At 46.6% G+C, this 13795-nt stretch carries 11 protein-coding genes; 6 read left to right on the top strand and 5 right to left on the bottom strand.

Annotation, left to right across the window (positions count from 1 at the left end):
* Positions 1-146: 146 nt before the first annotated feature.
* Positions 147-944 (bottom strand): pseudouridine synthase, encoded by a 798-nt coding sequence (locus tag AC2CG4_RS10910; RefSeq protein WP_484486282.1) that lies wholly within the window; start codon positions 942-944, stop codon positions 147-149.
* Between the two features lie 227 nt (positions 945-1171).
* Here AC2CG4_RS10910 and AC2CG4_RS10905 point away from each other — a divergent pair, with 227 nt between their 5' ends.
* Complete coding sequence (locus AC2CG4_RS10905) at positions 1172-3397, top strand: NADP-dependent isocitrate dehydrogenase (RefSeq protein WP_484486281.1); 2226 nt, start codon at positions 1172-1174, stop codon at positions 3395-3397.
* A gap of 80 nt (positions 3398-3477) precedes the next feature.
* Here AC2CG4_RS10905 and cspD read toward each other — a convergent pair whose 3' ends face one another.
* On the bottom strand, positions 3478-3732 hold the full coding sequence (cspD, locus tag AC2CG4_RS10900) for a cold shock domain-containing protein CspD (protein WP_484486285.1): 255 nt from the start codon (positions 3730-3732) through the stop codon (positions 3478-3480).
* Between the two features lie 305 nt (positions 3733-4037).
* On the opposite strand from cspD, the gene clpS reads away from it, so the two are divergent.
* Both clpS and clpA read left to right on the top strand, forming a co-directional pair.
* Positions 4038-4409 carry an ATP-dependent Clp protease adapter ClpS gene (gene clpS / locus AC2CG4_RS10895; RefSeq protein ID WP_062064392.1) on the top strand — a complete coding sequence of 124 codons (372 nt, stop codon included), beginning with the start codon at positions 4038-4040 and terminating at the stop codon, positions 4407-4409.
* A gap of 106 nt (positions 4410-4515) precedes the next feature.
* Complete coding sequence (clpA, locus tag AC2CG4_RS10890) at positions 4516-6813, top strand: ATP-dependent Clp protease ATP-binding subunit ClpA (protein ID WP_484486280.1); 2298 nt, start codon at positions 4516-4518, stop codon at positions 6811-6813.
* A 93-nt stretch (positions 6814-6906) separates the two neighbouring features.
* Here clpA and infA read toward each other — a convergent pair whose 3' ends face one another.
* From infA to aat, 3 genes are all read right to left on the bottom strand, one after another.
* Positions 6907-7125 carry a translation initiation factor IF-1 gene (gene infA, locus AC2CG4_RS10885; RefSeq protein WP_062064380.1) on the bottom strand — a complete coding sequence of 73 codons (219 nt, stop codon included), beginning with the start codon at positions 7123-7125 and terminating at the stop codon, positions 6907-6909.
* 189 nt (positions 7126-7314) lie between these two features.
* Entirely contained in the window at positions 7315-8022 is a 708-nt protein-coding gene (locus AC2CG4_RS10880) for an arginyltransferase (protein ID WP_484486279.1), read from the bottom strand.
* A gap of 21 nt (positions 8023-8043) precedes the next feature.
* Positions 8044-8757, bottom strand: a complete 714-nt coding sequence (gene aat, locus AC2CG4_RS10875) for a leucyl/phenylalanyl-tRNA--protein transferase (RefSeq protein WP_484486278.1) — start codon at positions 8755-8757, stop codon at positions 8044-8046.
* A gap of 292 nt (positions 8758-9049) precedes the next feature.
* Between aat and AC2CG4_RS10870 the strand changes: the two genes are divergently transcribed.
* From AC2CG4_RS10870 to AC2CG4_RS10860, 3 genes are read left to right on the top strand one after another with little or no spacing between them, the layout of a single operon-like run.
* Entirely contained in the window at positions 9050-10972 is a 1923-nt protein-coding gene (locus AC2CG4_RS10870) for a PrkA family serine protein kinase (protein WP_062064374.1), read from the top strand.
* Positions 10973-11024: 52 nt separating this feature from the next.
* A complete protein-coding gene (locus tag AC2CG4_RS10865) occupies positions 11025-12299 on the top strand; it encodes a YeaH/YhbH family protein (protein WP_484486277.1) in 1275 nt (424 codons plus the stop codon).
* Positions 12296-13795 (top strand): SpoVR family protein, encoded by a 1500-nt coding sequence (locus AC2CG4_RS10860; RefSeq protein WP_484486276.1) that lies wholly within the window; start codon positions 12296-12298, stop codon positions 13793-13795. Before AC2CG4_RS10865 ends, AC2CG4_RS10860 begins: the two co-directional genes overlap by 4 nt.

Genomic DNA, 13795 nt, shown 5'->3' with positions numbered 1-13795 from the left:
GGGAAAAATGAGCGGATTGGAAATAAATCTCAAGAAATGTGGTTTATGCACAGCGCGGGCTAAAAAAACAAAACCCCACTTTTTAGGGTGGGGTTTGTCAGCGATCTGAGGCGCTCTAGGGCGCCTTATTTTTTCAGGTAAAACAATTAGTCAGGATTAATGATTCGTTTGGGCTTTGATTTTTGAATCACCAGTGTTTTGGTAGCGGGTTTTGTTGTCGGTCTGGGTTTGTTCGCTGTCGTCGGCCGCGCATTGGGTTGCGTGCTTTTGCTTTTCGCAGCGCCAGTTTTATTGCTATCGGCCGGGTTGGCTTTCGCTGGATTAATCTTTGCCGTTTTGCTTGCAGGCTTGTGCTGTGAACGGCTGTTTTTATTGCGCGCACTGCCAGTATTTGATTTAGGTGGTTGCACCGTTTCGGTTTTGTATTTCCCCTGTTCTATTCCCTCCAGGGTCCAATTGCCAATCTTTACGCGCACCAAGCGCAGGGTCGGGTGACCAACAGCGGCAGTCATGCGGCGCACCTGACGGTTGCGCCCCTCAGTAATAATTATCTCCATCCATTGCGTAGGAATATTGGCGCGTTCGCGAATAGGCGGTACGCGTTCCCAGAGCTTGGGAGTTGGAATCAGGCGTACTTCCGCCGGTTGGGTCATGCCATCGTTCAGCTCAACACCTTGGCGCAATTTGGTTAAGGCGTAGCTGTTCGGCGCCCCTTCAACTTGTACCCAGTAGGTTTTGGGTTGTTTGTGTGCTGGGTGGCTTATGTAATGTTGTAAGTCGCCATCATCGGTGAGTAGCAACAAGCCCTCTGAATCGTGATCCAGACGCCCGGCAGGGTACACATGGGGAACCTTGATATAGTCTTTTAAAGTCGGGCGACCTTCGCCATCAGTAAACTGGGAAAGTACGCCAAATGGTTTGTTAAAAAGAATCAGAGAAGCCATAAATATCGCTAGAACCAAGTGATGATGCAGGGAAAAAGCGGATTCTAGCTGAGATTGATGCGGATGCCATAGCAACTAAATCATGCATAAACCCGTCTAGGAGTGTAGAATCGCCCCGCTCTGGCAAGGGGCAGTTCCCTGTGGCGGGGCTCTTTTTCTAAATTTTCATATCGTTAATGGTAGAGCTCACAAGGCCGAGCCGCATGAATTGATGGAGCCATCTTTAAATGACAGATTCAAAAATTATTTATACCCAAACTGACGAAGCGCCAGCCCTGGCAACTTACTCCCTACTTCCCATCGTTCAGTCCTTCACCAAATCTTCCGGCATAGCCATAGAAACCCGCGATATTTCCCTCTCTGGACGTATCATCGCGGCATTTCCCGAGCTGTTGACCGACGCACAACGTATTGGCGACCATTTGGCTGAGTTGGGTAAATTGGCGACTACGCCCGAAGCAAACATTATTAAGTTGCCCAATATCAGCGCTTCAATTCCACAATTAAAAGCGGCGATCAAAGAATTACAATCCCAAGGTTACAAGCTGCCAGATTACCCTGAGAATCCAGCTAGCGATGCAGAAAAAGACGCTAAAGCCCGTTACGATAAAATCAAAGGTTCTGCAGTAAACCCGGTTTTACGTGAAGGTAACTCAGACCGTCGCGCACCCTTGTCAGTCAAAAATTACGCGCGCAAGAACCCGCACAAAATGGGTGCTTGGGCTGCTGACTCCAAATCCCATGTTGCGCACATGACTGCTGGCGATTTCTACGGTAGTGAAAAATCGGCACTGATTGCCGACGCTGGCAATTTGAAAATCGAATTGGTTGGCAAAGATGGCAGCATTAAAGTACTGAAAGAAACCGTTAAAGTATTAGCGGGCGAAATTATCGATGCCTCAGTACTGAGCAAAAATGCACTGCGCACTTACATCGCGGCGCAAATTGACGATGCTAAAAAATCTGGTGTATTGCTGTCTGTGCATTTGAAAGCGACCATGATGAAAGTGTCTGACCCGATCATTTTCGGTCACTTTGTATCTGTGTTCTACGCGCCGGTATTGGAAAAGCACGCAGCTGTGTTGGGCGAGTTAAAAGTTGATTTGAACAACGGTATCGGCGATCTGTACGCCAAAATCAAATCCTTGCCTGCAGACAAACAAGTTGAAATCGAAGCGGATATTCAAACGCTGTACGCTGATCGCCCCGAGTTGGCGATGGTGAATTCTGACAAGGGCATTACCAACCTGCACGTGCCAAGCGATGTGATCGTTGACGCCTCTATGCCCGCGATGATCCGCGACTCAGGCAAAATGTGGAACACTGCTGGCAAGCTGCAAGATACCAAAGCCTGTATCCCGGATCGCTGCTACGCCGGTATCTATCAAGTAGTTATCGACGACTGCAAAAAGCACGGCGCATTTGATCCCAAAACCATGGGCAGCGTGCCTAACGTTGGTTTGATGGCGCAAGCGGCAGAAGAATACGGTTCACACGACAAAACCTTCCAAATCCCAACCGACGGCGTTGTGCGCGTGGTTGATGCGGCTGGTAAAGTGCTGATCGAACAAGCAGTTGAGCAAGGCGATATCTTCCGCGCTTGCCAAGTTAAAGATGCACCAATCCAGGATTGGGTGAAGCTTGCTGTTAATCGTGCACGTGCTTCCAGTACTCCAGCGGTGTTCTGGTTGGATCCAAAACGTGCTCACGATGCACAACTGATCACCAAGGTAAATACTTACTTGAAAGATCACGATACATCCGGCCTTGAGATTTATATCAAAACCCCAGAAGAGGCGATTCAATACTCGCTCGACCGTATCCGTGCAGGCAAAGACACTATTTCTGTGACTGGTAATGTACTGCGCGACTACCTCACTGACTTATTCCCCATTATGGAGTTGGGTACTTCAGCCAAAATGCTGTCGATCGTTCCTTTGATGAATGGTGGTGGTTTGTTTGAGACGGGCGCTGGTGGTTCTGCTCCTAAACACGTGCAACAGTTCGTGGAAGAAGGGCACCTGCGCTGGGATTCATTGGGTGAGTTTTTGGCACTGGCAGAGTCTTTAGATCATTTTGGCAGCGTTACTAATAACGTTAAAGCCAAAATTTTTGCCAAGACTCTGGATCAGGCTAACGGCAAATTTCTTGATGAAAACAAATCGCCAGGCCGTGCGGCTGGTGAATTGGATAACCGTGGCAGCCATTTCTATCTGGCTCTTTACTGGGCCCAAGCGCTTGCTGCGCAAACTGAAGATGCCGCACTGCAAGCAGAGTTTGCCCCTGTTGCCAAAGCCTTGGCTGACAGTGAAGCCACCATTGTGGCTGAATTGAAGGCGGCAGCAGGCAAGCCGGTTGATTTGGGTGGTTATTATCGCCCGGATGTTGCCAAAGCCTCTGCTGCCCTGCGCCCAAGCGCCACCTTTAATGCAGTATTGGCAAGCTTGAGCTAAGGCTTCCAGGTACCGAAAGCACTAAAAGCCCCTCGTAGCAATACGAGGGGCTTTTTTATTGGGGGCTTTTTGTGCCAAACCTAGGCTGGAACTGCGCTCTTTCGGCTGCTGTGTTCCACATTACCTTCATTGGCGGGGGCAGCGATATTCACCGCATGTAGCCCCTTATCGCCCTTGGTAACATCAAATGTTACCTGTTGGCCAGCCTTGAGGGTTTTATAGCCCTCCATTGTGATGGCGGAATAGTGTGCAAATAGATCTTCACCTCCTTCATCCGCAAGGATAAAGCCGTAACCTTTTGCATTATTGAACCATTTAACTGTGCCTGTTGGCATGATTGGAGTCCTTCTGCCCAAGTGATGCCCTTGAAAAACATCACTGTCGTTATTATTGTCCCAAGTACAGCACTTGCTTGGGGTTGGACGAGATATCAGTTTTGTAACAATGAGCGTCGTTATTTGAGTTTTGGTGCTTTTATTTGAACTATGTGCCGCATTTGTGTGCAGCTGTGTTCTTTTTTTATCCAACAATTGACCCAAAGTCAAGCATTTATCCGTATTAGACTGTATTAGGGCTTGTTATGCCGATGAGTTACAATACTTTCGAACGACTAATCATTTTTAATTTGTATTGAATCTCTATGGGCAATCTCCAAAACCTTCAACTAACCTTAGCTAAAGACGACGACAAGTTTGCCGATGACTCAGATGGTGGCCTTGCCGTTTTAACGTCCAAGCCAAAGCTAAAGCGGCCACCTATGTACAAGGTGATGTTGTTGAATGACGACTACACACCGATGGATTTTGTGGTGGAAATACTGGAAGTGTTTTTTTCCATGTCGCGCGAAAAAGCTACCCAAATCATGTTAACGGTACATGTACAAGGCAAAGCGGTTTGTGGCATCTATACTCGTGATATAGCTGAAACAAAAGCGGCGCAAGTGAATCAATATGCAAGAGAGAATCAGCATCCGCTGCTGTGCGAAATCGAAGCGGTTGACGATGGAGAATGAATAGCTTTGCTAAAGCATTCAGATTCGGTTCAGTTAGCGGCGGTTTAGATAAGGCGGAGCAGTAAGAGTAGATTTTAAATTTGTTGGTTAGATGAGGATAAGCGCGATGTTAAGTAAAGATCTTGAAGTAACTTTAAATCTTGCTTTCAAAGGTGCGCGTTCCAAGCGCCATGAATTTATGACGGTAGAGCATTTATTGTTGGCGCTCATCGACAATGATTCTGCTGCAAATGTATTGCGCGCTTGTGGTGCTGATTTAATAGGGCTGCGTAAAGAGTTGATCGAGTTTGTCGATTCAACAACCCCACTTATTCCTGAAAATGATTCCGAGCGTGAGACCCAGCCAACACTGGGATTCCAGCGTGTATTGCAGCGCGCGGTGTTCCATGTGCAATCCTCCGGTAAACAAGAAGTCACTGGCGCTAATGTTCTGGTCGCTATTTTTAGCGAACAGGAAAGTCAGGCGGTTTATTATCTAAAACAGCAAAGTATTGCTCGAATCGATGTGGTGAATTACATCACCCACGGCATTCATAAAGTGTCTGGTCATACTGATCACAGCCATGATCATCATTCTGCGCAAGAAAATCAGGATGAGGATGCAGCAACGAGTGAATCTTCTTCACAAAGTCCATTAGAAAATTTTGCCGCAAATCTGAATGAAGCGGCGATGCAAGGGCGTATTGATCCATTGGTTGGGCGCGAGTTTGAGGTAGAGCGTGTCTGCCAAATTTTGTCCCGCCGCCGTAAAAATAATCCGCTGTTAGTGGGTGAATCTGGCGTTGGTAAAACGGCGATCGCAGAAGGTCTGGCCAAACGTATTGTGGATGGCGATGTGCCTGAAATTTTGGCGGATAGCGTGGTTTATTCGTTGGATATGGGGGCGCTGTTGGCTGGCACCAAGTATCGCGGTGACTTTGAAAAACGTTTCAAAAGTTTGCTAAGCGAATTAAAGAAGCAAAAAAACTCTATATTGTTTATCGATGAGATCCACACCATTATTGGTGCCGGTGCAGCGTCTGGTGGTGTGATGGATGCATCTAATCTGTTAAAGCCATTGTTGTCATCTGGCGAGATTCGTTGCATGGGCTCAACGACCTATCAAGAGTATCGCGGTATTTTTGATAAGGACCGCGCGCTCTCACGTCGTTTCCAAAAAGTTGATGTCAATGAGCCGACCGTGGAGGAGACTTATCAAATCTTAAAAGGACTCAAAAGTCGTTTTGAGAAACATCACAATTTGCGTTATACCGATGCTGCATTGCGTGCAGCGGCTGAATTGGCTGAACGCTATATCAATGATCGCTTCTTGCCCGATAAAGCAATTGATGTGATTGATGAGGCGGGCGCTTACCAGCAATTACTGACGGCCAGTAAGCGCAAAAAAACCATTGGTGTTACCGATGTGGAAAATGTGGTCGCAAAAATCGCACGAATTCCGCCAAAAAGTGTGTCGTCTTCTGATAAAGAGCAATTGCGTAAACTGGATCAGAATTTGAAAATGACCGTATTTGGTCAAGATGAAGCAATCGATACATTGGCCACTGCGATCAAATTATCGCGCGCTGGTCTGGGCTCGACAGAAAAACCGATTGGCTCTTTCTTATTTGCGGGCCCGACTGGTGTTGGTAAAACCGAAGTTTGTCGCCAGCTTGCGTCTTGCATGGGCATGGAGTTAATTCGCTTTGATATGTCTGAGTACATGGAGCGTCATACCGTATCTCGTTTGATTGGCGCTCCACCGGGCTATGTGGGTTTTGATCAGGGCGGCTTGTTAACTGATGCCATCACCAAGCAACCACATTGTGTATTGTTATTGGATGAGATTGAAAAGGCGCATCCTGAGGTATTCAACTTGCTGCTGCAAGTAATGGATCACGGTAGCTTGACGGATAACAATGGTCGCAAAGCAGATTTCCGCAATGTGATCTTGATTATGACCACCAACGCAGGTGCGGAAGTGATGAGTCGTGCGTCTATCGGTTTTACTCATCAAGATCACACTACTGATGGTATGGAAGCGATTAAAAAAATGTTTACCCCGGAGTTCCGCAATCGTTTGGATGCCATTGTCCAATTCGCGTCGCTGACACTCAGCACCATCAAAACTGTGGTTGATAAATTCCTGATGGAGTTGCAAACCCAATTGGATGATAAACACGTTACCTTGGAAATTAGCGATGAGGCGCGCGAGTGGCTCGCCATCCATGGGTACGACGTGAAAATGGGGGCGCGTCCGATGGCGCGGTTAATTCAGGATAAACTGAAAAAACCACTGGCTGAAGAAATCCTGTTTGGATCGCTTTCTCATGGCGGGGGAACAGTAGACGTAGATGTGGATCCGGCTGAGGATAAACTGATTATTGATGTAAAAGCCAAACCCAAACATGCGCAGCCTGCTTAAAAACTGCATTGTGATGATTTAAAAATTACTCCAAAAACAAAAAGCCGCACATGTGCGGCTTTTTGTTTTTATGCAAAACGTTAACTGATGCGATTAACGTGCGCGATAGGTGATGCGACCTTTGCTCAGGTCGTAGGGAGTCATCTCAACCTTAACCTTATCGCCTGTCAAAATGCGGATGTAGTTTTTACGCATCTTGCCGGAAATGTGGGCAATGACCACATGTCCATTCTCCAGTTTTACGCGGAAGGTGGTGTTGGGCAGGGTATCAACCACTTCGCCATCAAATTCAATGCAATCGTCTTTTGCCATGCGGCAGTTTCCTCAGGTTTTCAACAAGTCTGATCCAGCGCGCGGGGCGGTAGGATGGGGGTAAAAAAATAGGCGTGAATTGTGCCTTAATTAACCAGCGGCGCCAAGGGGAAAGGGAGGAAAAGCGAGGTTTGCTGCAATTTATCCCTTTGATTTGCTGCAAATCTGTGCAAGTTGAGGGTGGTCTATTCAGTTGAGTCGCATCCAGCGACGGTTCACCAGTAACTCCAATGGGCGATACTGAATTTTATAGTTCATTTTTTCACATTCTTTAATCCAATAACCCAGATACAAGTAATCAAGCCCCAGGTTTCGCGCTTTTTCAATTTGAGCGAGTATGGCGAATCTACCTAGGCTACGGCTTTCCTCGGCGGCATCATAAAAGGTATATACCGCCGAAAGTCCATCACCTAGCTGGTCGCAGACCGATACCCCTATCAAGCGCCCGTCGAGACGAAATTCAATAAATTGGGTGATCCCCCACTCGCTAGTGAGAAATGCCTTGTACTGATCTTCAGATGGGGGGTACATGTCGCCATCTTGATGCCGGCTTTCGATATAGCGTGAGTAAAGGTTGTAGTGTTCGAGTGTGTTGATACTGTGGGCAACATGCAGCGATAAGTCGCGATTACGCTGCAAACAGCGGCGTTGGGTGCGATTAGGTTTAAACAGATTGACAGGGATTCGGCAGGACACGCAAGCTTGGCAGCGCAGGCACTGTGGGCGATACAGGTGTGCGCCGCTGCGCCGAAAGCCCAGTTGCGACAACTGGGTATAGAGTGTTGGATCCATTTTGGCTTCTGGATCGACAAAAACAGTAGTTGCCTCCTGGCCATCAAGATAGCTGCAGGGATGAGGTTGGGTTGCGAAAAGCTTGAGGGTAGAGAGGTCAGACATGGTTGCCTCGCGTAAATCCGATTATTCCCAAGCAGCGACAGTCAATGTTGACCAAGACAACATATTCGCACTGGGCCTATCGGTAAAGTCTATCAGCATTTGCTGGAATTCTTCACGGGGGATTTCAACAGCTCCCAAACTAAATAAATGATCGTTTGCTACTTGGCAATCGATCAGCTGAAACTCCCATTCGCGTAGCTGCCGCACCAAATGGGCAAAGCCGACTTTAGATGTATTGTCTGCGCGGCTGAACATGGACTCACCAAAAAATATTTTCCCCAGTGCTATACCGTAAAGCCCGCCCACCAGTTCATCGTCACGCCACACCTCAACCGAGTGCGCAAAGCCGTGTTCATGCAGTGCAGAGTAACCGGCAATTATGTCTTCACTGATCCAGGTTTCGTCAGCGTAAGAGCGAGGCGCAGCGCAGCAGCGCATCACTGCGCCAAAACACTGGTCAAAGGTCACGCGATATATGCCTTGGCGCAGGGTTTTGCGCAGGCTTTTGGAAATATGAAGTTGATCAGGAAATATCACGGTGCGCGGGCTGGGGCTCCACCACAAAATGGGGTCGCCTTTATTAAACCAGGGGAATATTCCGCGATGATAAGCGGCCAGAATTCGCTCTGGCGATAAATCTCCCCCTACGGCCAATAACCCTTCTGGGTCATCCAGCGCATTGGCTGGATCGGGAAAATCATAGCTGTCAGGGTTTAACCAAGGGATTGAAATCATAGAGTCCAGATCAATAATTTATACGTATAAAAATAGAATTTATCGAGTTTGTTATAGCGGGCTTCATACGGTCGCTTCTATAAGCTTGAATTACTTGGCGCGTTTTTTGAGTGTAAAAGTGTAGCGAGAAATCAGTCAATAATTTGTTATTCCCTTTAATGCTTGAGAATTTTAGGGCTATGCTTAGAAGCATGAGTTGATGGAGAATTTCTTATAGCTTGTTGCAGTGAAAATCGTTTACTGTTTTACCAGTCTGTTGTTTGCCGCTTTAGTCGCTAACCCGAGGTAGATTATGAGTATTTTCAGCCATTACCGCGAGCGTTTTGAAACTACCCAGCAGGAAGAATTGACGATTCAGGAGTATCTCGAACTCTGTAAAAAAGATCCCAGCGTTTATGCCTCCGCCGCTGAGCGTATGCTCATGGCGATTGGTGAGCCGGAAATGATTGATACATCGCAAGATGCACGCCTAAGCCGAATTTTTTCCAACAAAATTATGAAGCGCTATAAAGTCTTTAATGAATTTTATGGCATGGAAGAGTGCATCCAGCAGATAGTGTCATTTTTCAAGCATGCAGCACAAGGGCTGGAGGAGAAGAAGCAAATTCTGTATCTGCTCGGCCCAGTGGGTGGTGGTAAATCATCACTGGCGGAAATGTTGAAATCCTTAATGGAAAAAATGCCTATCTATTGCATTAAAGGATCACCTGTTTTTGAATCGCCCTTAGGCTTATTTAATCCCGATGAAGACGGAAAAATCCTGGAGGAAGATTACGGCATTCCTCGTCGTTATATTAAAACGATCATGTCACCTTGGGCGGCCAAACGTCTGCACGAATTTCACGGGGATATTACCCAGTTCAAAGTAGTTAAAGTTTACCCGTCTATTCTTAACCAAATTGCGATCACTAAAACCGAGCCGGGTGATGAAAACAATCAGGATATTTCCTCGCTGGTTGGCAAAGTCGATATTCGCCAGTTGGAAGAGTTCCCGCAAAATGACCCGGATGCCTACAGTTTTAGTGGCGGCTTGTGCCGCGCTAACCAAGGTTTGATGGAATTTGTGGAGATGTTTAAGGCTCCCATTAAAGTTTTGCATCCACTGTTAACCGCAACCCAAGAGGGCAACTTCAACAGTACAGAAGGGCTGGGTGCTATTCCATTCGATGGCGTTATCCTTGCGCATTCCAATGAATCTGAATGGCAAAATTTCCGTAACAACAAAAACAATGAAGCCTTTATCGACCGTGTTTATATAGTCAAAGTGCCTTATTGTTTGCGTGTGACTGAGGAGATGAAAATTTACGAGAAGCTGCTGCAAAACTCGTCGCTCTCCAAGGCGCCCTGCGCGCCGGATACTCTACGCATGCTGGCACAGTTTTCGGTGCTGTCGCGCATTAAAGAACCGGAGAACTCCAATATTTTTTCTAAAATGCGCGTTTACGATGGTGAAAATTTAAAAGATACAGATCCGCGCGCAAAATCTTTGCAAGAGTACCGCGACGCGGCCGGTGTAGATGAAGGTATGAATGGCTTGTCTACCCGTTTTGCCTTTAAGATTTTATCCAAGGTGTTTAATTTTGATCCCACCGAAATTGCGGCTAACCCGGTGCATTTAATGTACGTGCTGGAGCAGCAAATCGAGCAGGAGCAATTCCCCAAAGAAGTGCAAGAAAAGTATTTGAATGCCTTAAAAGAATTCATTTCACCCAAGTATGTCGATTTCATCGGCAAGGAAATCCAAACCGCTTATTTGGAATCCTATGCCGAATACGGGCAAAATATTTTCGATCGCTATGTGACCTATGCCGACTTCTGGATTCAGGATCAAGAGTATCGCGACCCTGAAACCGGTGAAATTCTCAACCGTTCATCACTTAACGATGAGCTGGAGAAAATCGAAAAACCGGCGGGCATCAGCAATCCTAAAGATTTCCGCAACGAAATTGTCAATTTTGTATTGCGTGCCAAAGCAAACAATGCGGGGAAAAATCCGGATTGGCGCAGCTATGAAAAACTACGCATTGTGATCGAGAAAAAAATGTTCTCCAATACCGAAGATCTGCTGCCGGTTATTTCCTTCAATGCCAAAGCCTCTGTGCAAGACAAGAAAAAGCATCACGATTTTGTACAGCGCATGGTGGAGCGTGGCTATACGGAAAAACAAGTGCGGCTATTGTCTGAGTGGTATTTGCGGGTAAGAAAGTCGCAATAATTTAACTGGATAACCTGAAAGTGTTTTACCTTCATCATGTTAAGGTTGGGTTATGAGCTACATTATTGATCGACGTCTCAATGCTAAAAACAAAAGCGCCGTAAATCGCCAACGCTTTTTGCGGCGCTATCGTCAACAAATCCAAAAGGCCGTTTCTGATGCGGTCAGTGAAAGGTCAATTACCGATATTGATAAGGGCGGTAAAGTCAGTATTCCCGCGCGGGATATCAGTGAGCCTGTTATTTATCATGGCCAAGGCGGCTACAACGAGCGCGTGCTGCCTGGCAATAAACACTTTTCGGAAGGCGATAAAATCGCGCGGCCGGAAGGTGGCAGTGGGCAGGGTAGTGGGGGTAAAGCGAGTGATTCCGGTGAGGGAATGGATGATTTTTCATTTACCCTATCGCAGGAAGAGTTTTTAGATTTTATGTTTGATGGCTTGGAGTTGCCCAATCTGATTAAGCGGCAACTCTCAGGCTTGGAAGAGTTTAAAACAGTGCGCGCTGGTATCGCCAATGAGGGGCAACCGGGGCGCATTAATATTGTGCGCTCACTGCGCTCCGCCAATATGCGCCGCATTGCGTTGGCGTCGGGCAAACGGCGCCAATTGGCTGAGCTGCAAGAAGAGTTACTGGCTTTGAATGCAGTGCCGGAAGAGCTGCGCAATAAAGCGCGCTTGGACGCTGTAATAGAAGCAATTGCCAAATTGGAAAAAGCGATTGGGCGCATTCCTTGGTTAGATACCTTTGACCTTAAATACAACTTGCATATCAAGCAGCCGATTCCACGTTCCAAGGCGGTGATGTTTTGTATTATGGATGTGTCTGGCTCTATGGATCAGGCCACCAAAGATATCGCCAAACGATTTTTTATTTTGTTGTATTTATTTTTGCAGCGAAATTATGAAAAAACAGAAATCGTATTTATTCGTCATCACACCAGCGCTAAAGAAGTGGATGAAAATGAATTTTTTCACTCGCGCGAAACGGGTGGAACGGTTGTGTCCAGTGCGCTAAAACTGATGCAGGAAATCATTCAGGATCGCTACTCACCGGAAGTGTGGAATATTTACGGTGCTCAGGCATCCGATGGCGACAACTGGGGTGAAGACTCCGATGTGTGCCGCGATATATTGGTCGATGATCTGCTGCCTAATTGCCAATATTTTTCCTATATTGAAATTACCAACAATGAGCACCAAGCGCTCTGGGCTACTTACGAATCGATTCGCGATGAGTATCCGGAATGTTTTGCGCTGCAGCATATCCGCGAAGTGGGTGATATCTACCCTGTGTTCCGTGAACTTTTTCATAAGAAGGTTGCATGAATAAGCCCTTGTTTGTGACATCCGAGTGGAATTTTGATTTGATCCGGGAGTGCGACCAAATTCTCGGCGAGTTGGCCAAAGAATTTGGTTTGGATACTTACCCCAATCAAATTGAAGTGATTAGTTCAGAGCAGATGATGGACGCCTATTCATCGGTGGGTATGCCGATTGGCTACAGCCATTGGTCCTATGGTAAACAATTGCTCAGCACGGAACATTCCTATAAGCGCGGGCAAATGGGTTTGGCCTATGAAATTGTGATTAACTCCAACCCCTGTATTGCGTATTTAATGGAAGAGAACACCATGACCATGCAGGCATTGGTGATCGCACACGCCTGTTATGGGCACAATTCTTTTTTTAAAGGCAATTATTTATTCCGCACCTGGACTGATGCCAGTTCAATTATTGATTATTTGGTTTTTGCTAAAAACTATATCAGTAAATGTGAAGAGCGACACGGCATAGCTGCAGTAGAAGATATTTTAGATTCTTGCCATGCGTTAATGAATTATGGTGTGGATCGCTACAAGCGCCCCTATCCAATTTCTGCGCATGAAGAGGAGCGTCGTCAAAGTGAGCGCGAAGAGTATTTGCAAAAACATGTAAACGATCTGTGGCGCACTATCCCTAAGTCAGCATCAAGTGGGCCGCAAGATAATGCGCCCCATTTCCCCTCTGAACCGCAAGAAAATATTTTGTATTTTTTGGAAAAGAACGCGCCCTTGCTAGAGTCTTGGCAGCGCGAAGTGATTCGTATTGTGCGTAAAATTGCCCAGTATTTTTATCCGCAGCGTCAAACCCAAGTAATGAACGAAGGCTGGGCGACTTTTTGGCATTACACCTTGTTAAATGAGTTGCATGCGCGTGGCTATGTAAACGATGGGTTTATGCTGGAGTTTTTACAGTCACACACCAGTGTGGTGGCGCAACCGGCTTACGACAGCCCTTATTTCAGCGGTATTAATCCTTATACGCTGGGATTTTCAATGATGTCTGATATTCGCCGGATGTGTGAAAACCCCACAGCGGAAGACCGTCACTGGTTTCCAGAAATTGCCGGTTCAGATTGGAAAGAAACCCTGCAATTTGCGATGAAAAACTTTAAAGATGAAAGTTTTATTCTGCAGTTTTTATCGCCCAAAGTCATGCGCGATTTAAAATTGTTCAGCATTGTTGATGACGATCAGCAAGATAAAATTAATGTCGATGCTATTCACAATGAAACCGGCTTTAAACGGCTGCGAGAGACTTTGGCGGGCCAGTATAACTTGGGTAATCGCGAACCGAATATTCAGGTGTACAACGTTGAAGTGCGCGGTGACAGATCGTTAACTCTGCATCACTTTATGCACAACCGCCGCCCGTTGGGCGATTCAACACCGGAAGTGTTAAAACATCTGCATCGCCTTTGGGGTTTTGATGTGCACTTACACTCGGTGGATGGCGGTGAGATAAAAAATAGTTTTCACTGCGCCCAAGAAAAATTGGCCTAA

Source organism: Cellvibrio sp. ATLC23 (genome assembly GCF_057196725.1).
Note: the sequence above shows the minus strand (reverse complement) of the source record. Positions and strands in the feature narration are given on the sequence as shown.

Excerpts from the sequence above, each read along its gene's own strand:
- AC2CG4_RS10910 (WP_484486282.1), bottom strand. The coding sequence starts at position 944 with ATGGCTTCTCTGATTCTTTTTAACAAACCATTTGGCGTACTTTCCCAG.
- AC2CG4_RS10905 (WP_484486281.1), top strand. The coding sequence starts at position 1,172 with ATGACAGATTCAAAAATTATTTATACCCAAACTGACGAAGCGCCAGCC.
- cspD (WP_484486285.1), bottom strand. The coding sequence starts at position 3,732 with ATGCCAACAGGCACAGTTAAATGGTTCAATAATGCAAAAGGTTACGGC.
- clpS (WP_062064392.1), top strand. The coding sequence starts at position 4,038 with ATGGGCAATCTCCAAAACCTTCAACTAACCTTAGCTAAAGACGACGAC.
- clpA (WP_484486280.1), top strand. The coding sequence starts at position 4,516 with ATGTTAAGTAAAGATCTTGAAGTAACTTTAAATCTTGCTTTCAAAGGT.
- infA (WP_062064380.1), bottom strand. The coding sequence starts at position 7,125 with ATGGCAAAAGACGATTGCATTGAATTTGATGGCGAAGTGGTTGATACC.
- AC2CG4_RS10880 (WP_484486279.1), bottom strand. The coding sequence starts at position 8,022 with ATGTCTGACCTCTCTACCCTCAAGCTTTTCGCAACCCAACCTCATCCC.
- aat (WP_484486278.1), bottom strand. The coding sequence starts at position 8,757 with ATGATTTCAATCCCTTGGTTAAACCCTGACAGCTATGATTTTCCCGAT.
- AC2CG4_RS10870 (WP_062064374.1), top strand. The coding sequence starts at position 9,050 with ATGAGTATTTTCAGCCATTACCGCGAGCGTTTTGAAACTACCCAGCAG.
- AC2CG4_RS10865 (WP_484486277.1), top strand. The coding sequence starts at position 11,025 with ATGAGCTACATTATTGATCGACGTCTCAATGCTAAAAACAAAAGCGCC.
- AC2CG4_RS10860 (WP_484486276.1), top strand. The coding sequence starts at position 12,296 with ATGAATAAGCCCTTGTTTGTGACATCCGAGTGGAATTTTGATTTGATC.